The sequence below is a fragment of the Nocardia altamirensis NBRC 108246 genome (assembly GCF_001612685.1).
GTDB classification, from domain to species: Bacteria; Actinomycetota; Actinomycetes; order Mycobacteriales; family Mycobacteriaceae; genus Nocardia; species Nocardia altamirensis.
Map to the genome: position 1 here is coordinate 18,606 of NZ_BDAY01000057.1, position 24,418 is coordinate 43,023.

General features: G+C 68.0%; 20 protein-coding genes. 13 read left to right on the forward strand and 7 right to left on the reverse strand.

Translation table 11 applies throughout. The annotated features are described in order from the left end of the window. Position 1 precedes the first annotated feature (1 nt). The 6 genes from NA11_RS28390 (at position 2) to NA11_RS28415 (ending at position 5,811) form a co-directional block, all read left to right on the forward strand. Positions 2-1,009 (forward strand): ABC transporter permease, encoded by a 1,008-nt coding sequence (locus NA11_RS28390; protein WP_069165086.1) that lies wholly within the window; start codon positions 2-4, stop codon positions 1,007-1,009. Between the two features lie 43 nt (positions 1,010-1,052). Beyond that, the gene (locus NA11_RS28395) at positions 1,053-1,859 is read left to right on the forward strand and encodes an ABC transporter permease (protein ID WP_245746246.1); all 807 of its coding nucleotides are present in this window, start codon (positions 1,053-1,055) and stop codon (positions 1,857-1,859) included. 2 nt (positions 1,860-1,861) lie between these two features. Then, the gene (locus NA11_RS28400) at positions 1,862-3,526 is read left to right on the forward strand and encodes a dipeptide ABC transporter ATP-binding protein (RefSeq protein WP_069165087.1); all 1,665 of its coding nucleotides are present in this window, start codon (positions 1,862-1,864) and stop codon (positions 3,524-3,526) included. Further along, the gene (locus tag NA11_RS28405) at positions 3,526-3,780 is read left to right on the forward strand and encodes a hypothetical protein (RefSeq protein ID WP_069165088.1); all 255 of its coding nucleotides are present in this window, start codon (positions 3,526-3,528) and stop codon (positions 3,778-3,780) included. The genes NA11_RS28400 and NA11_RS28405 overlap by 1 nt, the downstream gene beginning before the upstream one ends. A gap of 76 nt (positions 3,781-3,856) precedes the next feature. Then, positions 3,857-4,663, forward strand: a complete 807-nt coding sequence (locus NA11_RS28410) for a DUF1684 domain-containing protein (protein ID WP_069165089.1) — start codon at positions 3,857-3,859, stop codon at positions 4,661-4,663. Beyond that, the gene (locus tag NA11_RS28415) at positions 4,660-5,811 is read left to right on the forward strand and encodes an LLM class flavin-dependent oxidoreductase (RefSeq protein ID WP_069165090.1); all 1,152 of its coding nucleotides are present in this window, start codon (positions 4,660-4,662) and stop codon (positions 5,809-5,811) included. Before NA11_RS28410 ends, NA11_RS28415 begins: the two co-directional genes overlap by 4 nt. On the opposite strand, the gene NA11_RS28420 is transcribed toward NA11_RS28415, so the two are convergent. Next, on the reverse strand, positions 5,788-6,711 hold the full coding sequence (locus NA11_RS28420; RefSeq protein WP_141717890.1) for a hypothetical protein: 924 nt from the start codon (positions 6,709-6,711) through the stop codon (positions 5,788-5,790). The genes NA11_RS28415 and NA11_RS28420 overlap by 24 nt on opposite strands. 394 nt (positions 6,712-7,105) lie before the next feature. Here NA11_RS28420 and NA11_RS28425 point away from each other — a divergent pair, with 394 nt between their 5' ends. After that, positions 7,106-9,175 carry a CocE/NonD family hydrolase gene (locus tag NA11_RS28425; RefSeq protein WP_084655142.1) on the forward strand — a complete coding sequence of 690 codons (2,070 nt, stop codon included), beginning with the start codon at positions 7,106-7,108 and terminating at the stop codon, positions 9,173-9,175. 34 nt (positions 9,176-9,209) lie between these two features. On the opposite strand, the gene NA11_RS28430 is transcribed toward NA11_RS28425, so the two are convergent. After that, positions 9,210-10,211, reverse strand: coding sequence for a methylenetetrahydrofolate reductase (locus NA11_RS28430; protein ID WP_084655143.1), 1,002 nt, complete (start codon positions 10,209-10,211; stop codon positions 9,210-9,212). Positions 10,212-10,301: 90 nt separating this feature from the next. Here NA11_RS28430 and NA11_RS28435 point away from each other — a divergent pair, with 90 nt between their 5' ends. From NA11_RS28435 to NA11_RS28450, 4 genes are all read left to right on the forward strand, one after another. Beyond that, on the forward strand, positions 10,302-11,453 hold the full coding sequence (locus NA11_RS28435; protein WP_069165093.1) for a polyprenyl synthetase family protein: 1,152 nt from the start codon (positions 10,302-10,304) through the stop codon (positions 11,451-11,453). A gap of 14 nt (positions 11,454-11,467) precedes the next feature. After that, positions 11,468-13,045, forward strand: a complete 1,578-nt coding sequence (gene crtI, locus NA11_RS28440; RefSeq protein ID WP_069165094.1) for a phytoene desaturase family protein — start codon at positions 11,468-11,470, stop codon at positions 13,043-13,045. Between the two features lie 99 nt (positions 13,046-13,144). Continuing rightward, positions 13,145-14,902, forward strand: coding sequence for an alpha-(1->6)-mannopyranosyltransferase A (locus NA11_RS28445; RefSeq protein WP_439957105.1), 1,758 nt, complete (start codon positions 13,145-13,147; stop codon positions 14,900-14,902). Further along, on the forward strand, positions 14,899-15,864 hold the full coding sequence (locus NA11_RS28450; RefSeq protein WP_069165095.1) for a phytoene/squalene synthase family protein: 966 nt from the start codon (positions 14,899-14,901) through the stop codon (positions 15,862-15,864). Before NA11_RS28445 ends, NA11_RS28450 begins: the two co-directional genes overlap by 4 nt. Before the next feature lie 19 nt (positions 15,865-15,883). On the opposite strand, the gene NA11_RS28455 is transcribed toward NA11_RS28450, so the two are convergent. Then, positions 15,884-16,252, reverse strand: coding sequence for an Rv2175c family DNA-binding protein (locus NA11_RS28455; protein WP_069165096.1), 369 nt, complete (start codon positions 16,250-16,252; stop codon positions 15,884-15,886). A 149-nt stretch (positions 16,253-16,401) separates the two neighbouring features. On the opposite strand from NA11_RS28455, the gene pknB reads away from it, so the two are divergent. Continuing rightward, on the forward strand, positions 16,402-18,360 hold the full coding sequence (gene pknB, locus NA11_RS28460; RefSeq protein ID WP_245746239.1) for a Stk1 family PASTA domain-containing Ser/Thr kinase: 1,959 nt from the start codon (positions 16,402-16,404) through the stop codon (positions 18,358-18,360). Positions 18,361-18,513: 153 nt separating this feature from the next. On the opposite strand, the gene NA11_RS28465 is transcribed toward pknB, so the two are convergent. Next, positions 18,514-19,899, reverse strand: a complete 1,386-nt coding sequence (locus tag NA11_RS28465) for a class II 3-deoxy-7-phosphoheptulonate synthase (RefSeq protein ID WP_069165097.1) — start codon at positions 19,897-19,899, stop codon at positions 18,514-18,516. Between the two features lie 166 nt (positions 19,900-20,065). On the opposite strand from NA11_RS28465, the gene NA11_RS28470 reads away from it, so the two are divergent. Then, positions 20,066-20,572 carry a polyadenylate-specific 3'-exoribonuclease AS gene (locus tag NA11_RS28470; RefSeq protein ID WP_069165098.1) on the forward strand — a complete coding sequence of 169 codons (507 nt, stop codon included), beginning with the start codon at positions 20,066-20,068 and terminating at the stop codon, positions 20,570-20,572. Positions 20,573-20,666: 94 nt separating this feature from the next. Here the strand turns inward: NA11_RS28470 and qcrB are convergent, their stop codons facing one another. From qcrB to qcrC, 3 genes are read right to left on the reverse strand one after another with little or no spacing between them, the layout of a single operon-like run. Continuing rightward, on the reverse strand, positions 20,667-22,289 hold the full coding sequence (qcrB, locus tag NA11_RS28475) for a cytochrome bc1 complex cytochrome b subunit (protein WP_069165099.1): 1,623 nt from the start codon (positions 22,287-22,289) through the stop codon (positions 20,667-20,669). After that, positions 22,286-23,491, reverse strand: a complete 1,206-nt coding sequence (gene qcrA, locus NA11_RS28480) for a cytochrome bc1 complex Rieske iron-sulfur subunit (protein ID WP_281197107.1) — start codon at positions 23,489-23,491, stop codon at positions 22,286-22,288. Before qcrA ends, qcrB begins: the two co-directional genes overlap by 4 nt. A 20-nt stretch (positions 23,492-23,511) precedes the next feature. Further along, positions 23,512-24,375: a cytochrome bc1 complex diheme cytochrome c subunit gene (qcrC, locus tag NA11_RS28485; protein ID WP_167837753.1), complete on the reverse strand. Its 864-nt coding sequence runs from the start codon at positions 24,373-24,375 to the stop codon at positions 23,512-23,514. Between the last annotated feature and the right edge of the window lie 43 nt (positions 24,376-24,418).

Consider the following 24,418-nt stretch of genomic DNA (forward strand, 5'->3'; position numbering starts at 1 on the left):
GATGGCACGCTATCTGGCTTTGCGAGTCCTGCAGGCGATCTGGGTGCTGTGGGCCGCGTTCACCCTCTCGTTCATCGTGCTCTACCTGCTGCCCGCCGACCCGATCTCGATCGCGGCCGACGGCGGCGGTGCGGGCACCCCGGTGGACAAGGCCGCGATCGCCGAGTTGCAGGCGCGCTACGGGCTGGATCGGCCGCTGTGGGAGCAGTATTGGACCGCGCTCTGGCATGCGGTGCGCGGTGACCTCGGGCATTCCATCGGCACCGGACAGCCGGTGACGAGCGCACTCGGCGACGCGTTGCCGTCGACACTCGCATTGACCGGGCTCGCCCTGGTTTTCGCGACCGTCGGCGGCGTCGCGGTGGCCTTTGCCGCGACCTACACCCGGCGCCCGTGGCTGCGCACCACGTTGGCCGCGCTCCCCTCGCTCGGGGTCTCGGTGCCGACCTTCTGGACGGGATTGCTCCTGCTGCAGCTGTTCTCGTTCCAGTGGCGGCTCGTCCCCGCCTTCGGCGGGCACGGCTTCGCAGGCACGGTTCTGCCCGCGGTGACGCTGGCTTTGCCGATCGGTGCGGTGATCGCCCAGGTGCTCACGGCCGGGCTCGCGGCAACCTGGCGGCAGCCGTTCGTCGATGTGGCACTGGCCAAGGGCGGTTCGCGCTGGTGGGTGCAGCGCAAACACGTGCTGCGCCCGGCAAGCGTGCCGACCTTCACCATCGCAGGCGTGCTCGTCGGCAACATGCTGGCCGGATCCGTCGTGGTCGAGACCGTTTTCGCCAGGCAGGGCGTCGGGCGGCTCACCCAGACCGCCGTACTGGCACAAGACATTCCGGTGGTGCAGGGCGTCGTCCTGCTCACCTCGGCCGTGTTCGTCACGGTGAATCTCGCGGTGGATCTGCTGTATCCACTGCTCGACCCGCGCATCGCCGCGCGTTCCGGCCGCAGTCTCGCGGCCGAGGAGACGCCCGAGCCGAGCGGGACAGTCGAAGGGGTGGCAATTCGTGGTTGACGTCATCGAGGAGCGGCGGCCGATCGCGCTGCGCGCACCAACGCTGCGAGGGAAGTGGTTGCGCGGCAACGCGATCCTGATCCTGTCCGGATTGATCGCGGCGCTTGCGGTCGGGTGGGCGCTGTTTCCCTCGGTCTTCGCCAGCGGTGATCCGTTGATCGGGGTGCCCGCGGAGAAGTTCCGCAGTCCCGACGCGCAGCACTGGTTCGGCACCGACAACCTCGGGCGCGACCTCTACACCAGGATGGTGCACGGCGCCGGGCTCTCGCTCACCGCGACGCTCGCCGCGGTGGGGATCGCCTTGGTGGCCGGGTCGCTCCTCGGCCTGGTCTCGGGTGCGGCCGGTGGGTTCATCGACTCCGTCGTGATGCGTGTCGTCGACGTGCTGCTGTCCATCCCGGCACTGCTGCTGTCGCTGGCGCTGGTCACCGCGCTCGGCTTCGGTACCCGCAATGTGGCTATCGCGGTTGGTGTTTCGCTGATCGCCAATTTTGCGAGGGTCATGCGGTCGGAGGTACTGCGGGTGCGGCACGCGGCGTATGTCGAGGCCGCCCATGCTGCGGGCACCCGGTGGTACACGGTGCTGCTGCGGCATGTGCTGCCCAACTCCTATCAGCCGGTGCTCGCGCTGGCCGCGGTCGAGTTCGGCATGGCCGTGCTCTCGATCTCAGCGCTGAGCTTCCTCGGTTACGGCGCGAAACCACCCACCCCGGAATGGGGTTCGCTCATCTCCGAGGGCCGCAACTATCTCGCCACCGCGTGGTGGCTGACCACGCTGCCTGGGCTGGTCATCGTCGCGGTTGTCTTGGCCGCTCAGCGCCTAGGGCGCGCCGTAGGAAGGAACGAATAACCATGACCATCACTTCGCCGCCGGCACCACCAACGCACACCCACGCGCGCACCGCCGATCCGCTGCTGCGGGTCGACGATCTCCGCGTCCGCTACCAGGCGGAATCGGGTGCGGTCAGCGCACTGGCCGGGGTTTCGTTGCAGGTGTGCCGCGGCGAAGTAGTGGCGCTGGTCGGCGAGTCCGGTTCCGGCAAGTCAACGCTCGCGCAGTCGGTGATCGGGCTACTCGGCGCCAATGCCGAAATAACCGGTGGCACTATCGCGTTCGACGGGAAGGTGATCGACACCAGGTCAGCGCGGGCGTTGCAGCGGCTGCGTGGCGCGCGGATCGGCTTCGTGCCACAGGATCCCGGTCTGTCGCTGAATCCGGTCCAGCGCGTCGGCGAGCAAGTGGCCGAGGCCCTCGTGGTGCACCGACTAGCCGACCGCAAGTCCGCGCGCGGACGCGCGGTCGAGTTGCTCGCCGAGGCCGGCCTGGATCGGCCGGAGCTGCGCGAAGTGCAGTACCCGCACGAACTTTCGGGCGGTCAACGCCAGCGGGTGCTCATCGCCGCCGCGCTGGCCTGTGCGCCGGACCTGGTGATCGCGGACGAGCCGACCAGCGCACTGGACGCCACGGTGGCGCGCCGGGTACTCGATCAGCTGGCGAGCCAGATCGCGGCCAAGGGCACCGCGGTGCTGTTGATCACGCATGATCTCGCGGTGGCCGCCGAGCGCGCGGATCGGATCATCGTGCTGAACGGCGGCGAGATCGTCGAAAGCGGGCCGACCGCAACGGTGTTGGCCGACCCGCGGCATCCGTACACGAAACGGCTGCTCGCGGCCTCACCGAGCCTGGCGCCCGTCGGCGCCTATCGGACGCCCAAGCCACGCGACGGCGCGACGCCGTTGCTCGCAGTGCGCGAGGTGCGCAAGCGATTCCGGGCGCAGGCAGGCGGGTCGGTGACGGCGGTCGCCGGAGTCGACTTCGAGCTGCGGCGCGGCGAAACCCTGTCGCTGGTCGGCGAATCCGGGTCGGGCAAGTCGACGACGGCGCGCATCGCGTTGCGGCTCACCGATCCCGACAGCGGGCGGGTCGCCTTCGACGGACAGGAGCTGACCCGGCTGCGCGGCGCACGACTCCGGGTGCTGCGCAAGCGGTTCCAAGTGGTCTACCAGAACCCGTACGCGTCGCTCGACCCGCGCTGGCGCGTCGGCGCCATCATCGAGGAGCCGCTGCGCGCCTACGGCGTCGGCGACCGCGCGGCCAGGCAGGCACGGATCGCCGAGCTGCTCGAGCAGGTGGCGCTGCCCGCCGACTTCGCGCAGCGCCGCCCCGCCGAACTGTCGGGCGGACAACGCCAGCGCGTGGCGATCGCCCGTGCCCTGGCCTTGCATCCCGACTTGCTGGTGCTCGACGAGCCCGTCTCCGCGCTCGACGCCTCGGTCCAAGCGCAGATCTTGGAGCTGCTCGACCGGCTGCAGTCCGAGCTGGCACTGAGCTACCTGTTCATCTCGCACGACCTGGCGGTGGTCCGCAGGATCAGCGATCACGTTGCCGTCATGCGGCATGGCCGTATCGTCGAATCAGGCCCCACCGCACAGATTTTCGACAATCCGCAGCACGAATACACCCGCGAGCTGCTCTCCGCCATCCCCCGGCCCGCCGTTGCGAAAGGACTCCCCTGATGTCGGATTCGACCTACCGCAACAGCCGGATACTCGTCCGCACGGAGCGGCCCGTGAGTTGTCGGAGCAGGCCGGACGCGGCGCCCTCGCTGCCCGCCCGCGCGAAGCGATGGTGGCGAACCCACCTGACCGGGCCCGGGACGGATCGCGGCGCCGAGTTGTGGCAGCACGCACTGTTCTTCGCACCCGACGCCGCGGGAACAGGTCTGCACCCGGCGGCACGGCAGTGCCTCGATTGGCGGGAAACCCACTGATGACCGACCTCACCATCCGGCGCGACCATGTCGGCCCGCGTCAGCACAGCACCGTCCACGAAGGAGCACGAGCGTCATGACGACAAGCATCAGCACCGTTTTCGAAACCGAGTGGGCACGCTGGCATCACGCTCGGGAGGACCAGTTGCGTGACCCGCTCGGCTTCCTCAGCCTGACCGGATTGCATTGGCTCACCGACCAACCCGAGCGACTGCCGGACGTGCCAGGCACCTGGTGGGTCACCGACAACAAGGTGTTCATCACCGCCCAGCCCGCCGACCGCCTGGAAGTCGACGGCAACCGCATCGCAGGCGTGCAGATCCTCACGCCCGCCGAGGGTGCGCCGGGATTGTCGGTGCTGCACGAACATCGGGTGCTCGAGGTGATCCAGCGCACCGGCAAGTACGCGGTGCGCGTGCACGATCCGGCCGCGCCGACGCTGGTGAGTTTCGACGGCATTCCGGCCTACGCAGCCGACCCGCGCTGGGTGGTGCATGGCCGGTTCACCCCGTTCGACGAGTCGACGACGGTGACCACCGGTGCCGTGATCGACGGGCTCGAGCACCACCACACCGCCTCGGGCACCATCGAATTCACCATCGGCGAGGCCACCGAGCGGGTCATCGCGTTCGGCGATCCGACCGATCTCCGCCTGCTGTTCACCGACGCGACCAGCGGCATCACCACCTATCCCGCCGCGCGCTCGCTCGCGGTCGGCGCGCCCGACGCGAACGGCATCGTTCGGCTCGATTTCAATCGCGCGGCCAACCTGCCGTGCGCCTTCACCGATTTCGCGACCTGCCCGCTTGCGCCCGCGGAGAACCGGCTGCGGGTGGCCATCGAAGCAGGCGAACAGCATCCACGGCTAGGGAGGACCGCGTGACCGTCCCGCTCTCCATTCTCGACCTGTCCCCGGTCAGCGCGGGCTCGACCGCGCAGCAGGCGCTGCGCAACACCATCGACCTCGCCAAGCACGCCGAACAGTGGGGCTACCACCGCTATTGGCTCGCCGAACACCACTTCGTCTCGGTGGCCAGTTCCGCGTCGATCACCCTCATCGGTTTGGTCGCCGCCGCCACCTCCCGCATCCGGGTCGGCTCGGCGGCCGTCCAGGTCGGCCATCACACCTCCGCGTCGATCGTGGAAGCCTTCGGCACCATCGACGCGCTCTACCCCGGCCGACTGGATCTCGGCCTCGGCCGCTCCGGCCACCGCCGCAGCCAATACGGCTCGGAGCCAGCACATTCGAAGGGCAGCAAGCCCAAGATCGACACCGCGACCGGCCGCACCGAAATCCGGGACGGCGTCGTCGTTCCGCCGCCGTTCGACCCGGGCCGGATCGCCGACCGCTCGAAGTTCCTCGCCTCCATCGGCGCCCTGCAGCAGCGCGGCGCGGAACCACTGGACTTCGCCGAGCAGATCGACGAGATCCGCGCGCTACTCGACGGCACCTTCACCAGTCAGGAAGGCATTGCGCTGCATGCCGTTCCCGGCGAGAGCGCGCAGGTCGAGCTGTGGTTGTTCGGCAGCTCCGGTGGCGAAAGTGCCGAACTCGCAGGCCGACTCGGGCTCCCGTTCGCCGCGGCCTACCACGTGGCCCCCGGTACCGCGCTCGACGCCGTCGACGCCTATCGCGCGGCCTTCCGCCCCTCTGCCCAGCTGTCCGCCCCCTATGTCGTGGTCTCCGCCGACGTGGTGGTCGCCGCCGACGACGCGACCGCCCGCCAGCACGCCGCCACCTACGGCCACTGGGTGCACAGCATCCGCAGTGGGGCCGGTGCGGCCGACTATCTCGACCCGGACACCGCCACCCCACTCACCCCCGAACAGCACCGCCTGGTCGACGACCGCCTGGCCACCCAATTCGTCGGTGCGCCAAGCACTGTCGTCGAGCGGCTGGCCGCTCTCCAAAATCTCACCGGCGCCGACGAGCTCCTCGTGACCAGTGTCACGCACCGGCACGCCGACCGGCTGGAGTCGCATCGACTGCTCGCCGACGCGTGGGGGTTACGCGCAGCCCGCGCCGCGTGAGCTTTCGAACGGCAGCGCAGGCCCCTCGTACAGGAGGGCGTCTGCGCTGTCGTAGACGCGGACGGTGAAGTCGCGCAGCTGTTCGTAGACCTCGGTCTCGACGGCGATCATCGCCGCCAATTCGTCGTCGTTCGATGCCGTCGCCGCGGTGCGCAGTTCGGTCAGTCGCGGCTGGCTCGGCAGTTCGAGTGGCAAGTCCACCGCGAACGTCCGTGCCACGACCGTGGCCGGAATCACTGTCCCGTCCACGGTTTCCACGTCCAGCCTGGCGGCCTGCGGCGCGAGCGAGCCGAGCAGGCCGGGCCAGATCCGCCGAATGGTGTACGGCCGCATGCTGAAGTCGCGCCTGCTGCCTGCCCGGATGATCTCCCTGACCTGAGCGCGTTGCCCATGCCTGAAGTCGAACACCGCTTCGTCGCCCGACTCGGCGTAGACCATCAGCGCACCCTCCGGGGTGCCCGTTCCGGTGCGCGCGCCGACGTGCCAGCCCGCGTAGGTCACCGACTGCGTTGACAGACCGTAGATTTCGGCGGTCCGATAGGCCCTGGCCAAGGTGTCGAGTTCCGCGCGTTCGCGCAGGCTCTTCAGCCCGGCCATCCGCCGCTCGTCCACGCGGTCTTGCGCGGCGATGTACGCGCGGTCGACCGCGGCTTTGAGTTCCTCGAGCATCTTCCAGTCTTCGCGGTCCTCGGCGGCCCGGTAGGCATCCGAGTAGCTCGATTCGAAAGCCTCGATGCTTTGCGTGTCACCCTCGAAGTCGGCGGCCCAATGGGCGCGCCGAGACAAGGGTTTCGGCCGTTCGGCCGGTTGTTCCTCGGTTCCGCAGCATGTCCTGGCGGGCTCGTCGTGCTGGCGCACGACATAGAAGTCCCGTCGGACGGCGTCCATCGACCCCGTCACGTGTGTGTCTTCCTGGTCATCGGCGGTCCGGCAACCTCTGGCCAAAGCCAGGTATCCCGCCGCCATGTGCTGGTCGTGCCGTCTGAACGATCGTTTGGCTGGTGGGGTCACTGCGCCGTGCCCTCCCCTTCTCTTACACATCCCGCAACACAGGCCCGACGGACCGGGAATCCGTCGAACACTCACTCCATCGAGGGCAGTCTCGCCCCCGTTTCACGTGTTCATCAATTTTTGATCATGCGTCCAGGACAGCTAAATACCCCGAGACCAAACAGTTACATACCCGTCGCTACGGAGATCAAACTGGCCGTCGCACCCCTATTTCGAAAACTACCACGAAACATACATGCCTGCATGTATATTTCCGGCCGATTCGGAACGACGGAGGAGATCGATGAGGATTGCTCCAGCCCCACCGGGGACGGCAGCCGACGGAGTCGGCGGGGTGGGCAAGCACCGCGGGACCCGCTGGTTCATCGGAGTGCTCGCCCTACTCGCTGTGTCACAACTACTCGTAGCGCCGACCGCGCCCGCCGCACCAGAGGGGATGCCACAGTGGACCGCGCTGCACGACGGTCCGCAGCAGTACCCGGGGATTCATATCGACTGGGATGTGCCGATCACGATGAGCGACGGCACCGTGCTGAAGGCGAACGTGTACCGGCCCGCAGACGCGAACGGACCCGTTACGACGCCGCTGCCGACCATCGTCAACCTGACGCCCTATACCAAGCTGCTCTCGATGATCGCGCAGACCGGGCTCTCGATCCCGGTACTGTCCGACGCGATCGTCGGGTTCCTTCGCGACTTCGAGCTGCCGGGCACCCCGCTGGAGGGACTGACCGACGCGACGCGGGTCGCGGGCGGCGGGTTCGGGCGCGCATTCGCGGTGGACCCCAACCTGATTCGCAGCGGCTACACGCAGATCGTGGTCGACGTCCGCGGCACCGGCTTCTCCCAAGGGATCTGGGAGCCGTGGGGGCCGAAGGACCAGCAGGACACCCCCGAGGTGATCGCGTGGGCCGCCGCACAGCCGTGGTCCGACGGGAACGTCGGCATGACCGGCGCCTCGTACTCCGGGATCAACCAGGTGCAGGCCGCCGAAAAGCAGCCGCCCGCACTGAAAGCCATCGTCCCGGTGGTGCCCGGCAACGACCTGGTGCGCGACATGATCGCGCCGGGCGGTGCGGCCATCGGGATCCTGCTGCCCTATCTGCTCCTCGTGAACACGGCCAAGTTCGTGCCCGATCTGGTGTCGCTGCTGCAAGGCAGGTTCGATACGCAGTGGCTCAGCGACCGGCTGGCCAGTCCGCTGTCGTTCCTCGACGTCGGCGTACAGACGTTGGGCACCGACTCGTTCGACCGGATTCCGCCGCAGCTGCAGGAGGTCCTCGACCCGGCGAGCCCGATCAGGCAGGCGTGGCTCGGGCAGCCGGACCGTATCGCGGTGCCGACCATGGTGATCGGTGGCTGGCACGACAACTTCGCCAACGGCGAACCCCGTATCTACCAAGACATTCCGCTGCCACCCGGGCAGAAGCAGCTGATCATGGGCAACAGCTATCACGTGAGCACGGGCTTCGACATGCGCGGCAAGCCCGGTGAACCGCCGCGCATCGATGTGCTGCAGCGCGCGTGGTTCGACAAGTGGCTCAAGGGCATCGACAACGGGATCGACGGCTACGGCCCGGTGACCATGTGGCAGCAGGGTGCCGGGTGGACCAGCGCCGAGCAGTTCCCGCGGCCGGAGGCGAGCCACCGGCGGTTGTACTTCTCGGCGGCGCCGAGCGGCACCACCGACACCAGCGTGCACGACGGAACCCTCACCGCCGAACCCACTTCCGAGACGAACCGGCTCACCGTGGCACCAGGACTGGCCAGTCTCTGTTCGGCCGACTCGGTGCAGGGCACCGCGGGCATCCTGGTCTTCTCCGGCTGCGGCAAGGAAGCACGGATCCAGGAACTCAGCGGGCTCACCTTCACCAGCCCACCGGTGACCGCGCCGACACCGATCTCCGGCCCGATCGCGGTGCACCTCAACACGGTGCACGACGCCACCGACGGCTACTGGACCGCGACGCTGAACGATGTTGCCCCGGACGGTCGTTCGGTCACGCTGACGACCGGGCAGCTGATGTCGTCTTTGCGTGTCATCGACGACGGACGAAGCAAGCGTTCACCCGACGGTGCGTACACCGATCCGTTCCCGGTGATGTCGCTCGCCGAGCGCCAGGCGGTGGTGCCGGGACAACCCGTCCAGCTCGATGTCGGCCTCGCCCCCACTGACGCGATTCTCCAACCGGGACACCGGCTTCGGGTCGACATCTTCGCGGGCAACTATCCGAAGGGCCTGCCGATCCGCCCGATGCTGGACGCGACCGAACTCAAACCCCAGCACCTGCAACTGGATCCGTCGGCACCCAGTTATCTGAACGTGCCGCTCGCCGGAAACCCCGGCTGGTAGCGAACAGGGCCGGACGCTCTCGGGTGTTCGGCCCTCAGGCGCTGATCGGCGCCGCGGTGACGCCGTAGCCGAGGTTGGTGAGAACCTCGGTGGTCGCCTTCGCGAAGTTCAATGTGATGAAGTGCAGGCACGGCGCGCCCTCGTCGATCAGCCGCTGCGCCATCTCGGTCGCGATCTCGATGCCGACTTCGCGCACCGCAGCCTGGTTTTCGTCAGGCGCATCGCCCGCCGCCTTGCTCAGCCGGTCGAGCACCGACGCGGGCAGCGCACGGCCACACAGCTCTTCGGCGCGCGCCACCGTGCGCAGCGAGGTGATCGGCATCAGCTCGGGAATGATCGGCTTGGCGCCCTCGATCGGGTCGCACTGCACGAGACGGTCGCGCAGCCGGAGATAGTGCTCGACGTCGAAGAACATCTGGGTAATCGAATATTCCGCGCCCGCACGCAGTTTCGCGGCCAGGAAGGCGGTATCGCTGTCCAGGTCCGGCGACCGGTGGTGCCCCTGCGGGAACGAGGCGACACCGACGTGGAAGTCGCCGAGGTCGCGCACGATGCGCACGAGTTCCTCGGCGTAGGCGACACCCTCGGGATGCTGCTGCCATTCGCCGAGCGGATCGCCGGGCGGGTCGCCGCGCAGCACCAGAATGTTGCGGATGCCCGAATCGGCGTAGGAGCCGACCAGCGAACGCAATTCGGCGAGGCTGTGCTCGACGGCGGTCAGATGCGCCACCGGAAGCAGGGTGGTCTCCTGCGCCAGCTCACCGGTGACCCGCACGGTGCGATCGCGAGTGGAACCGCCTGCGCCGTAGGTCATCGACACGAACGCGGGATGCATCCGCTCGAACTGGCGAACAGCACGCCACAGCCGTGCCTCCGCGGCCGCGTCCCGCGGCGGATTGAACTCCACGGAGAAAGGCACGCCGAGACCGGAATGGGTCCGCAGACTCTGTACAACCGAGGGTGTTCCAGAGACGTTCGGGTGCGTCCGGGGCGGACGGCCTGGGGTCGAGCGTCCCCGCGCATTATCGAAAGTCACCGGTCCAGTGTAAGTGGCGAGCGACGGCGGCCCCGGCGGGTCGGCGCAGCCAACGCGTATTCTTCGGACCAGACCAGCACCCGCCTGACCTTGGAGGCTCCCCTGTCCGCCGGACCCGGTACCCAGACGCCTCACCGCACCTCGGCGGCCGAGCTCATCGCACCCCAGCCTGGCACCCCCGGCTTCGTCACCGCGGTGGAAAACGCGTTGAACAGGTTCTTCGCCACCCGTCGCGGCATCGTCGAGCAGCTCGGCCCGGTCTTCGTCGAGGCGGCAGATGCGTTGGAGCTGTTCGTGTTGCGCGGCGGCAAGCGCACCAGGCCCGCGTTCGCGTGGACCGGTTGGCTCGGCGCCGGCGGCGACGGCGAGAGCCAGGAAGCCGACGCGGTGCTCACCGCGTGTTCCGCGCTGGAGCTGGTGCAGGCGTGCGCGCTGATCCACGACGACATCATCGATTCCTCGCGCACCCGCCGACGCTTCCCCACGGTCCACGTCGATTTCGAGCAGCGCCACCGCGACCGCGACTGGGCGGGTGATTCCGCTCACTTCGGCACCAGCGTCGCGATCCTCATCGGCGACCTGGCGCTGGCCTGGGCCGATGACATGGTGCACGCCTCCGGGCTCGACCCGGCGGCGATCGCCAGGTTCGCGCCGGTGTGGGCAGGCATGCGCACCGAGGTGCTCGGCGGGCAGCTGCTCGACATCCACGGTGAGGCGGGCGCCGACGAGTCGGTGGCGGCCGCGCTGCGGATCAACCGGTACAAGACCGCCGCCTACACCGTCGAACGCCCGCTGCACCTCGGCGCAGCCATCGCGAACGCCGATCAGGGCCTGATCGAGGCCTACCGCACCTACGGCACCGACATCGGCATCGCCTTCCAGCTGCGGGACGACCTGCTCGGGGTGTTCGGCGATCCCGCGGTGACCGGCAAACCCTCCGGCGACGACCTGCGCGAAGGCAAGCGCACCGTGCTGGTCGCCGAGGCGTTGCAGCGCGCGGACGCGACCGATCCGGCCGCCGCGAAGCTGCTGCGCACCAGCCTAGGTACCGATCTCGGCGCCGACGAGGTCGAGCGGTTGCGCGAGGTGCTGACCGAACTCGGCGCGGTGGACGAGGTGGAACGCCGGATCAGCGAGCTCACCGAGGCCGGGCTGGCCGCCATCGAGGCGAGCACGGCGACCCCGGCCGCCAAGGAGCGACTGCGCGCGATGGCGTTGGCCGCGACCAAACGCGCCGCGTGAGAGCTGGTCGATCAGTGAAAACCGTGGCAGGACCGACGGATCGAGTAGTGGTCGTCGGCGCTGGACTGGCCGGTCTCGCCGCCGCGCTGTATCTGACCGGCGCCGGACGCTCGGTCACCCTGCTCGAGCGGGCAGACCAGCCCGGCGGGCGGGTCGGGACCTATCGCGGTCCGGACTACGAGATCGATTCCGGCGCTACCGTTTTGACGTTGCCCGAACTGATCACCGACGCCCTTGCCGCGGTCGGGCGCACCCCGGAGACCTGCAAGCCAGCGCTCCGCATCCACCAGCTGGCCCCCGCCTACCACGCAAAGTTCGCCGACGACAGCACGATCCGGGTGTTCGCCGACCCCGAGGCGATGGCCGAGGAGGTCGCCGCGGCCTGCGGTCCGGCGGAGGCGCGCCGCTACCGGCGGCTGCGCGCGTGGCTGGCCCGCATCTATGCGGCCGAGTTCACCGAATTCATGGACACCAACTTCGATTCACCGGTGGACATGCTGCGGACTCCCGAAAAGCGCAGGGCGCTGGTCTCTTTGGTGCGCCTCGGCGGGTTCGGCAAGCTCGGCGGCCGGGTCGGGAAGTTCCTGAACGATCCGCGACTGGCCAGGCTGTTCACCTTCCAAGCGTTGTACGCGGGCCTGCCGCCTGCCGAAGCGCTCGCCGTGTACGGCGCCATCCCGCACATGGACACCGCGCTCGGCGTCTACTTTCCCGAAGGCGGGATGCGCACGATCGCGGCGGCCATGGCGGAGGCCTTCACCGCGGCAGGCGGCACGCTGGAATTGGGCACCGAGGTAACCGCGGTCGACTACGCGGGCAGGCGGGCCGAGCGGGTACACACGGCCGACGGCCGCACCTTCGACTGTGACGCGCTGGTGCTCACCGTCGACCTCGGCTCCGTCGCCCGCTTCGGCGTGCGCAGGCGCCGCTGGTTGCGGGCCGCGCCCTCCGCGGTCGTCGCGCACGGCACCGTGCCCGCCGCGGTGGCCGCCACCTGGCCGGTGCAGGCGCACCACACCATCGAATTCGGCGCGGCATGGGACGCCACCTTCGCCGAGATCACCGGCCGCCGAGGACGATTGATGAGCGACCCGTCGTTGCTGCTGACCCGGCCCGCGCTCACCGACCCCGGTCTGGTCATCGCGCGGGCGGACGGCGCATACGAGCCACTCTCGCTGCTCGCGCCGTGCCCCAACCTGGACTCCGCCCCGCTGGACTGGGCGCGCGTCGGCCCCGCCTACCTCCGCGAGCTGCTTCTGGTGCTGGAAGAACGCGGATATCGGGGCATTGCTGAGCACTTCACCATCGACCATCTCGATACGCCGCAAACGTGGCACGACCAAGGCATGCTGGCAGGCACACCGTTCTCCGCGGCCCATCTTTTCCGACAAACCGGACCATTTCGCCCACGCAATTTTCCGCGCACCAGCGACAATGTAGTTATCGCAGGTTGCGGCACCACGCCAGGCGTAGGAGTGCCGACCGCACTGCTGTCCGGAAAACTGGCGGCAAACCGTATTACCGGTGATAAGCGCCCTGCTCGAGATGAAACCGCACCTACCAGCGGGATAGTGTTCCCTGCGACGCCGTAAACTAGGCGCCGACCTATTCACGTGCGGTTGCGACCGCTGACCATTCGGGGGGACCGACACCAGATGGCATCCCCCGAAACGCGCGCCGCAGAGGCTCCATTGACTGACACCACCGGCCACGCACCGAGCAATGCGGCGAAGCGCGAATCGGCCGCCACCGAGCGATCCGAGTCGGTTGCCGCAGCACCACGTGCGTCGGCGAGCACCCTGTCCCAGAGTGCGTGGTCCTTGCTCCGCACCTCCGCCGATTTCCTCCGCAGCCCGGAAGGGCATGCCGCGCTGCTCGGCTTCTACGGCGCGCTCATGATCACCGTCGGCGGCTTCGGCGCAGGCAGCACCCGGCGGCAGGATCCGCTGCTCGAGGCGATGCACCTCTCGTGGCTCCGTTTCGGCCACGGCTACGCGCTGTCGACCATCGTCATCTGGATCGGCGTGCTGCTGATGATCACGGCGTGGGTCCGGCTCGGTCGCGCCACCATCGGCAAAGGCACCGGGCTCGACGCTCGGGGACGGCAGACGGCGGAGCCGGCGGGGTGGGTAAGCACCGGCGTGACACTGAACGAATTGCGCGCCATTGTCGGAATCTGGATCACCCCCTTGCTGTTCGCGGTGCCGATGTTCAGCAGGGACGTGTACTCCTACCTGGCACAGGGCGCGTTGCTGCGCGACGGCTACGACCCGTACGTCGACCCGCCGGTCAAGAACCCGGGTGTGCTGCTGGACAACGTGAGCGAGGTCTGGACGGCGACCACCGCGCCTTACGGCCCGGTCTTCCTGCTGCTCGGCCGCGGCATCACCAGCATCACCGGTGACAGCGTGGTCGCAGGCACCATCGCCATGCGCTTCGTGATGCTGCCCGGCCTGGTGTTGATGATGTGGGCGGTGCCGTATCTGACCAAGCACCTCGGCGGCAAGCCGACGGTCGCGCTGTGGCTCGCAGTGCTCAACCCGCTGGTGCTGATCCACCTCATCGGCGGTGTGCACAACGAGATGCTGATGGTCGGACTGATGTGCGCGGCCATCGCGCTGGTGTTGGAACGCCATCACGTGGCAGGCGTGGTTGTGCTCGCCATCGCTGTGGGGATCAAGGCGACCGCCGGCGTCGCGCTGCCGTTCCTGGTGTGGATCTGGATGCTGCACGAGCGCGAGCAACGCGCCGCGCGCCGGGCCGGGCGCGACCCGGAACACCTGCCGGAGAGCGAACAGCCCCACGATGCCGCCGAACCGACCGAAGACATGCCACACCCGACCATGGTGTTCGCCAAGATCGCCGGTCTCGGCCTGAGCGTATTCGCGATCGTGTTCCTGGCCGCCTCGGCCATCGCAGGCGTCGGCATCGGCTGGCTGACGGCACTGTCCGGGTCCAAGAAGATCATCCAGTGGCTCTCGCTGCCCACGATCATGGCGCACGCGACCACCTGGGTGACGCCGCTGAACTTCGCGCCGGTGCTCGACGTGGCCAGGGTGTTGTGTGCGGTGGCGCTGGTCGCCGTCCTCGGGTGGACCTGGTGGCGGTTCCGGCACAGCGAGCGCGAAGCGGTGCTCGGGATCCTGATCGCGTTCGTCGCGATCGTCATCCTCTCCCCCGCCGCGCTGCCCTGGTACTACTCGTGGCCGCTCGCGTTGGCCGCCGCCTTCGCGCTGTCCACCAGAACATTGATGGTGCTGGTCGGCATCTGCACCTGGCTGATGCTGGTCTTCCAGCCGGACGGCTCCATCGGCCTGTACAACTTCGTGCACGTGGCGGCCGCGACCTTCGCCGCCGTGGTGGCGGCGATGTCGTTGCGCACGGTGGACCCGCTGCGGTTGCGGTCCGCGCCACCGAGCATCGAACCGGCCGCGCCAGCCCGCCCATGATCGGCGACGCCTCGTCGACCCAGCTCGACGTCGCGTACCGCGTATGCAAGCAGATCGCGGCCACGCACGGGCGCACCTACTTCCTGGCCACCCGGCTGCTCTCGGCCGAACGCCGACCAGCGATCCATGCGCTCTACGCGTTCGCCCGGCTGGTCGACGACATCGTCGACCACGCGGAAACCGATGCGCCCCAGCGCCTTCCGCAGCGACCCGACCCCGCCGACCTACTCGACCTGATCGAGAAGGACCTGCGGATCGCGCTGGAATCACCGGGACAGCCGCTGCCCGCCGAGCCGCACCGGCTGGTCCTGCTCGCCCTCGCCGACACCATCGGCCGCTACGACATTGCCGCACAACACTTCTGGACGTTCCTGGACTCCATGCGCATGGATGTGCCTGGTACCAGCCGCTTCCGGGATCGCTACGCCACGATGGCCGAGCTCCGCGACTACATGGCAGGCTCCGCCGCCGCCATCGGTCTCCAGGTGCTTCCCGTCCTCGGCACCGTCGTCCCGGTCGCCGAAGCCGAACCCGCCGCCGCAGCGCTCGGCGAAGCGTTCCAGCTCACCAACTTCCTTCGTGACGTCGCCGAAGACCTCGACCGCGGGCGCGTCTACCTGCCCGCGGACGAACTCGCCGCCTTCGGCGTCGACCACGATCTCCTCGTGCACTGTCGCCGCACCGGTCACACCGACCCGAAGCTGCGCCGAGCCCTGGCACACCTCATCGCGATCAACCGCGACATCTACCGCAGGGCCCAACCGGGCATCGATCTCCTCGACCCCCGCGTCCGCCCGGCCATCCGCACCGCAGCCACCCTCTACGCAGCCATCCTCGACCGCATAGAGGGCTCCGGCTACGACATCTTCACCCACCGCGCGGTAGTCCCCCGCCACCGGCGACTCGGGGTGGCGGCGGTGCAATTCACCACCGCGGCAGTGACCCGTCAGCGACGACGCTGAGCGGTTACTCGCCCGGCTTTCAGAACGGGTCGGCGGCCGCTCTACGGATGACCTCGCGAGCGAGGGGGCCGTGGAGGGCGTCGATGGGCTTGCCTGGGAGGCTGTCGTCGTCGGTGAAGATCCACTGGAGGATCTCTTCGTCGGTGTACTTGGCGTCCTTCATCACGGTGATCAGACCGGGGAGCGGCTTGACGACCGCGCCTGCGTCGTCGAAGAACCGTTCGGGGACGCTCGCGACACCGTCGCGACGGACGGCGAGCAGCTGGTGGTCGCGCAGCATCTGATGCACTCGGGTCACTACCAGCCCGAGCTTGTCGGCCACCTCGGGTAGCGGCAACAGCGCCACCGACTCCGGAAGGACATCATCACTGCAGGGAAATGCACTCACGCCGATAACGGTAGACGGTCTGCTGCCGCAAGTCGTGAGACACCCGGGTGCGTTTGGTCGATACCATCGTGAGGGCCGCACTGGGCGGTCGATCGCTTGTGGGATGAACCGCGAGGGGTGAGAACTTTGTGAAAGCCGGAGGACATCAATTGATCGGCCAGATGCTGGAAGGGCGCTATCGCATCGATGCGCCGATTGCCCGCGGCGGCATGTCGATGGTCTTCCGGGGAGTCGACACCCGTCTGGATCGCCCGGTCGCCATCAAGGTGATGGACCCGAAATTCGCCGGTGACCCGCAGTTCCTTTCCCGATTCGAGTTCGAGGCCCGCGCGGTCGCCAAGCTCAAGCATTCGTCGCTGGTCGCGGTGTACGACCAGGGTGTCGACGGCGAGTATCCGTTCTTGATCATGGAGTTGGTCGAGGGTGGGACGCTGCGCGAGTTGCTGCGTGAACGCGGGCCGATGCCGCCGCACGCGGTGCGCGCGGTCGCCGAGCCGGTGCTCGCGGCGATCGGCGTCGCGCATGCCGCGGGTCTGGTGCACCGTGACGTGAAGCCGGAGAACGTGCTGATCTCCGATGCGGGCGAGGTCAAGATCGCCGATTTCGGTCTGGTGCGCGCGGTGGCAGCGGCCAACACCACCTCGGCGAGCGTGATTCTCGGCACGGCGGCGTACCTGTCGCCCGAGCAGGTGACCAGCGGCACGGCCGACGCGCGAAGTGATGTGTATGCCTTCGGCGTGTTGATTTTCGAGCTGCTGACCGGGAAGGTGCCGTTCACCGGCGACACCTCGATCTCGATCGCGTATCAACGCATCGAGAACGACGTGCCGAGCCCGAGCCGGTTCATCTCAGGCGTGCCGCCGGAGTTCGACGAGCTGGTCGCCAAGGCCACCGCGCGCGAGCCCGCGCACCGCTACGCCGACGCGAACGAGATGGCGGCGGCGCTGCGCCAGATCGGCACGACACTGAACCTGCCGCCGTACCGGGTGCCTGCGCCGCAGGATTCGGCCGAGCATTTGAGCGCAAGCTATCGGGTTGTCACGCCCAACGGGCAGCAGCCTGCCGCGGCGCCCGTCCCCGAGCCGTACACGCCGCCAACCGTGCAGCACACGAAGGTGGTCACTGCCCAGCGCCCACGGGTGGATTACGGCCCGCCGGACGGCTACGACGAACAACCGGTGCGCCAGCAGCACGCGTCGACGCCGTATCAGGCGTATGCGCCGGCCCGCGCGAAGTCCCGCCGCGCGGTCTGGCTGTGGGTGGCCATTGTGGCGATTCTCACGCTGGTCGTCGGCATCGGCGGCTGGTGGCTCGGCTTCGGCCGATTCTCGCCGATCCCCGCCACCGCCGGACTCGACAGCAATCGCGCGGTCGCCGCGCTGCGCGAGGCCGGGTTCGAAACCCAGATCAGACAGAAGGCGTCGGACACGATCCCCGTCGGCAACGTGGTAGGCACCGACCCGTCGGCGGGATCGCGAGTCACCAAGGGCTCGACGGTCGCGGTCCTCATCTCCAGCGGCAAACCCAAAGTGCCCGACGTCAATCGCGGCGACCAGATCTCGAAGGTCAACCAGCTGATCAAGGACGCGGGCCTGCAACCGGTGGATGCCGGCGAAGTCGGCAGTTCCGCTCCGAAAGGCACCCTCGAACGGGTCGACCCCGGCCCCGGCACCGTCCTTCCGATGAACGCACAGGTGAAGGTCTATCGCAGCAGCGGGGCCAAACCGCTCAAACTGCCGGACGTCCGCGGCAAAACCACCGAGGACGCCACCAAGATCCTCACCGCGGCAGGCTTCAAGATCCGCGACACCCAGCTCAAATTCGACAAGGACATCGCAGGCGACAAAGTCATCGGCACCGACCCGGAGGGGTCGACCACGGTCGACTCCGGTACGGCCGTCACGCTTTTCGTCTCCAGCGCGGTCAGAGTGCCTGCGATGCTCGGCGGCAGCGTCCGCGAAGCCAAAGCCGCGCTGCGCGAACTCGGTCTCCAGGTAGAGGTCAAACAGCTCACGCCCTCCGACAGCTCCGTGGTGATCGGTCAGGTCCCCGGCATCGGCACCAACGTCGAAGCGGGCTCCACGGTCACCCTCACCGCCCTCCCCTGATCCGAACCGCCGGAATCGCGCCAGCGCACAGCGCGTTTCGCGCGTTGCGGGATCAAAGACACTGAGCCGCACAGTTTTCGACTTCTCACATCCGGCATCGGGTGCGAGGAATCGAAAAGAGTGCGGCTCAGGAAATTTCGCGATAAAGCAGCGTCAGCGGAGCATCTCGGCGACGAGGAAGGCCAGTTCGAGGGACTGCTGGGTGTTGAGGCGCGGGTCGCAGGCGGTTTCGTAGCGACCGGACAGGTCGAGATCGGAGATGTCCTGCGCACCACCGAGGCATTCGGTGACGTCTTCACCGGTCAGTTCGATGTGCAAGCCGCCGGGGTGGGTGCCGAGGGCGTGGTGCACCTCGAAGAAACCCTGCACCTCGTCGACGATCCGGTCGAAGTGGCGGGTCTTGAAACCGGTGGACGCCTCGTGGGTGTTCCCGTGCATCGGATCGCACTGCCAGATGACCTGATGCCCGGTGGCCTGGACCTTTTCGATGATGGGCGGCAAGACATCGCGGACCTTGCTGTTGCCCATGCGGGACACGATGGTCAGGCGGCCCGGCTCGTTGTTGGGATCGAGGCGCTCGACGTATTCGACGGCCAGCTCGGGCGTGGTGCTCGGCCCGATCTTCAGGCCGATCGGGTTGGCGAGCAGTTCGGCGAGCGCGATGTGCGCGCCGTCGAGCTGCCTGGTCCGTTCGCCGATCCAGAGGAAGTGCGCGGACAGGTCGTAGAGGACCGGCTCGCCTGCGGCGTTCTCGCTGAGCCGCAGCATCGCGCGCTCGTAGTCGAGCACCAACGCCTCGTGGCTGGCGTAGATGCGGGCCGACTTCAAGCTCGGGTCGTTCACCCGGCACGCGGTCATGAACGCGAGGCCGCGGTCGATCTCCTCGGCCAGCGCCTCGTAACGGGCACCGGCAGGCGACTTCGCGACGAAGTCACGGTTCCAGTCGTGCACCTTGTGTAAATCGGCCATGCCCGCGCCGGTCAGCGCGCGCACCAGGTTCATCGCGGCGCTGGCGTTGGCGTAGGCGCGCACCAGCCGAGACGGGTCGTGCTCGCGCATCGCGGCATCGGCCACCAGCGAGTTGACCATGTCACCGCGGTACGACTTGAGGCCGAGCGAATCAGTGTCGGAGGACCGAGGCTTGGCGTACTGGCCCGCGATCCGCGCGACCTTGACCACCGGCATACTCGCGCCATAGGTCAGCACGACCGCCATCTGCAGCAACGTGCGGATGTTGCCCCGGATATGCGGCTCGGTGTTGTCGGCGAAGGTCTCGGCGCAGTCGCCGCCCTGCATGAGGAACGCTTCACCGCGCGCCACCTCGGCGAGCTGCTCGCGCAGGTCCTCCACCTCGGCGGGCACACAGATCGGCGGCACACTCTCCAGCACGGTCCGCATCACCCTGGCCTGTTCCGGATCCCACGAGGGCTGCTGCAGTGCGGGGCGGGCCAGCGCGTCGTCCAACCGCCTGCGCAGCTCGATGGGCAGCGGCGGCAATTCCGGCAGGCGATCGATCGGTACGTCGACGGTCCAGTTCACCCGTTCAGAATACGGACCACTCGGACGCCTGTGGTACCCACCGTAGGGGTGGGTCCTCCCACCACCGTGTCGAGCCGAGCCCGGATACCGGACTCGGCCCACCTCCACTTAGGGTGGTTCTTCGAGACATCGCGGGGGCAACACCGAACTGCTGAGGAGTGGACCGATCTCGCTTCGATACTTTTACGACTGCGAATTCATCGAGGACGGCAAGGTCATCGACCTGGTCTCCATTGGTGTCGTCTGCGAGGACGGGCGCGAATACTACGCGGTATCCACCGAATTCGACCCGGATCGCGCCGGCCCGTGGGTGCGCAGGCACGTGCTGCCGCAGCTGCCGTCGCCGTCCTCGCCGCTGTGGCGAAGTCGACAGCAGATCCGGGACGAGCTCTACCGCTTCCTGGTGCCCCGGTCCTCGGTGGTGCCGGAGCTGTGGGCGTGGGTCGGCGCGTACGACCATGTGGCGCTCTGCCAGCTGTGGGGTTCGATGGTCGACCTGCCCACCGTCCTGCCCCGATACACCAATGAACTGCGCCAGCACTGGGACGCGCACGGCAGGCCCGAGCTGCCGCCCGTCCCGCCGGACGCACACGACGCGCTGGCCGACGCGCGCCACAACCTGGCGAAGTTCGAAGCCATCGAAGCGTCCCGCCGCAGCACGCCACGCCTGTAGTCACGGCATCGGCCGAATCATCAGCGGCACCGCCGCCGCCGTCAAAAGCAAAGGCCCCGAGTCGGATTCGACTCGGGGCCTTCGTGTTCAGCGATCAGTGGCTGTGCTTGCCGCCGTGTTCCTTCTCTTGGCGCTGCTGCAGCACCTTCAGCTGCTTGTGCTCCTCGGCATGCTCGATCTCGAAGTGCTTTTCGCTCTCCTGCCACGGATCGGCACGCAGGAAGCTGCCGGTACCCGGCTTGCCTGCGGACCCGAGCTTGTTCATCTTCTTGGGCACCGGGGCGCCCTGGTACTCCAGCGGGATCGGGTGGCCGTGGTCGTCGACCGGGCCGAGCGGCTGGTGCACCTCGATGTACTCACCGTGCGGCAGGCGCTTGATGACACCGGTTTCGATGCCGTGCTCCAGCACCGCCCGGTCGCTGCGCTGCAGGCCGATGCAGAACCGGTAGGCCACGAAGTAGGCGACCGGCGGCACGACGAGCAGGCCGATGCGGCCCATCCAGGTGGTGGCGTTCAGCGAGATGTCGAACTTCAGCGCCAGGATGTCGTTGACACACGACAGCGTGAGCACCAGGTAGAAGCCGATGGACATCGCGCCGATCGCGGTGCGGACCGGCACGTCGCGCGGCCGCTGCAGCAGGTTGTGCCCTGCGGTGTCGCCGGTGAGCCGCTTCTCGATCCACGGGTACATGATCAGCACCGTGAACACCAGGCCCATGATCAGCGCAACCCAGAACACGGCGGGCACCGTGTAGTTGCCGATGTACAGCTCCCACGGCGGCATCAGACGTGCCAGACCGTCGGTCCACATCATGTAGAAGTCGGGCTGCGAACCCGCCGACACCTGAGAGGGGTTGTACGGACCCAGGTTCCAGATCGGGTTGATCTGGAAGACGCCGCCCATGATGCCGACGATGCCGAGGGTGAACGCGAAGAACGCGCCCTGGTCGGCGGCGAACACCGGGATGATGCGGGCGCCGACCACGTTGTTCTCGGTGCGGCCAGGTCCGGGGAACTGGGTGTGCTTCTGGTACCAGACCAGCGCGACGTGCGCGGCGATCAACGCGAGAATGATGCCGGGGAACAGCAGCACGTGCGCGATGTAGAGGCGCGGAATGATGATCGTGCCGGGGAAGTCACCGCCGAAGATCAACCAGTGCATCCAGGTACCCGCGATCGGGATACTCATCGTGATACCGCCGAACGCGGCGCGCAGGCCGGTGCCGGACAGCAGGTCGTCGGGCAGCGAGTAGCCGAAGAAGCCCTCGAACATCGCCAGGATGAGCAGCAGGCAGCCGATCACCCAGTTCGCCTCACGCGGTTTGCGGAACGCGCCGGTGAAGAAGATGCGGAACAGGTGCACGATGATCGACGCCGCGAAAAGCAGTGCGGCCCAGTGATGCACCTGGCGGACGAACAGACCGCCACGCACCTCGAAGGTGATGTTCAGCGACGTCTCGTAGGCACGCGACATGGTCACACCACGCAGCGGCTGGTACGCGCCGTTGTAGACGACCTCGGTCATCGACGGATCGAAGAACAGGGTCAGATATACGCCCGACAACAACAGGATGATGAAGCTGTACAGGGCGATCTCGCCGAGCAGGAACGACCAGTGGGTCGGGAAGACCTTGTTGATCGACCGCTTCACGAACTTCGCGGCTTGATACCGCTCGTCCATCTCGTTGGCTTGGGTGGCGACCATAGAAGGGCTCATGAACGACGCTCCCAGTAAGCCGGGCCGAGGGGCTCGATGAAGTCGCCGTTGGCGACCAGGAATCCCTCGGAGTTGACGGTGATCGGCAGCTGCGGCAGTGCGCGAGCGGCAGGACCGAAGACCGGCTTACCCCATTCGGTCGCGAGGAACTGCGACTGGTGGCAGGGGCAGAGGATCTTGTTGGTCTGCGACTCGAACAGCGAGGTCGGGCAACCGAGGTGGGTGCAGATCTTCGAGTAGGCGAAGTAGTCGCCGTAGTTGAAGCTCTCCTGGCCCTTACGCTTGATCGCCTTCTGCGCGTCCTCGGTCCGCAGGCGAATCAGCATGACGGAGTTGCGGATACCGCGCAGCGACTGCAGCGTCTCGTGCTCGTGGCCGCGCCAGCTTTCCTTCCACGGGAACACCGTCTCCATGCCGCCCGCGTCCATATCCTCGGGGCGGACGAGCACGATGTCCTCGGGACGACCGGTGTCGCGGCGGATGTAGATGGTCTCGCCCGGGTAGTCCGGGGTCCAGCCCGACACCCACAGCGGCGACTTCTCGCGCTTGGCCCACGGGTTCTTCACCATGCCGCCGACGAACACCAGCAGCGCGCCGATGCCGAGCACACCGACACCGGCACCGGCGGTGCGGGTGATCAGCTTGCGCCGGGCCAGCGTCGAGGTGTCCAGCGCGTCCGTCAGCTCGGCGACCAGGGTGCGGCGCTCGACCTCGGGCGACGGGCCGTCGTGCCGGTCCTGGATGGACAGCTCGGCGGGGATGAACAGCTTACGGATCAGCACCACCGCGACGCCGATGACCAGCACCGAGACACCGAAGGTGATACCGACCAGCGGGGTGAACAGCGAGTAGGCCGCGTGGCCGTCCTCGCCGGAGGACTTGAACTCCCACGGCCAGAACAGGAACACGCCGACCAGCACCGCCGCGGCGATGCCGGAGACCGCGAACCAGAACGCGACCGCGCGCTCGGCCCGCTTCTCGGCGCGGGTGCCCGGAACCGGGAACCGCTCGCGCCGGTAGGCGACGTCGACGCCGTCCCGCTCGGTGCCGAGCTTGACCAGCTCGTCCCGCGACATCGCGTCGAGTTCCGCCTCGGTCGGATCCGTCAGCGCATGGCCTGCGGACTCCGGAACGGCCGGGGTACGGCTCGCCTGCTCGTTCGACGGCTCGCCGCCGTCGTGGCCCTCATCCGGCCGACCCATGTCGTTTGGCTCCTTATCCGTCATGACCTAGACCCGATCCAAATCGCGGCACCGACCACCGTCGTGATGCCGACCACCCACATGACCAGACCCTCGGTCGCGGGACCGAATCCACCGAGGTCCCAGCCGCCGGGGGCACGCTCTTCCTTGGCGTTCATGACGTAGGCGATGATGTCGCGCTTCTCTTCCGGCGAGAGCTGCCGGTCGGAGAACTTCGGCATGTTCTGCGGGCCGGAGATCATCGCGTCGTAGATCTGCTGCTCGTTGGCAGGCTCCAGCGGAGGCGCGAACTTACCGGAGGACAGTGCGCCGCCGCGGCCGGTGAAGTTGTGGCAGGAAGCGCAGTTCATCCGGAACAGTTCCGAACCGCGGGCGATGTCGTCGCCGCGCAGGGATTCCTGGGCGATCTCGCCGTTCGCGTCACGCACGACCGAAGGACCGCCGCCATTGGCGGCGATGTACGCGCCGAGCGCATCGGTCTGGCGGGCATCGAACTTCGGTGGCTTGCGCATCGCCTGGGCCTCCTGGCGGGCCATCGGCATGCGGCCGGAGGACACCTGGAAGTAGACGGCGGCCTCGCCGACACCGATGAGGCTCGGGCCGCGATCCGCGACACCCTGCAGGTTCGCACCGTGGCAGGTGATGCAGGACGTGTCGTAGAGCTGCTGGCCTTCGCGGATCAGCGCGGACTGGTCCTCGTGCGCGGTCGCGCGCTGCGGGTCCGGCGTCAGGGCCGCTGCCAGGAAGCCTGCAGAGACGAGGCCCACCAACAGCGCGAGCCCACCCGCGATGCGACGGCGAAGGCGGCGCTGCCTGCGTGTCTTGCTGGCCTCGCCGTTCCCGTTGCGTGCGGGCTCTGGCGCTGACGGGGGAGATGAACTCATCTGTGTCCCTTTGGAGTAGACGGAACCGACTTGTGCAAAAGAC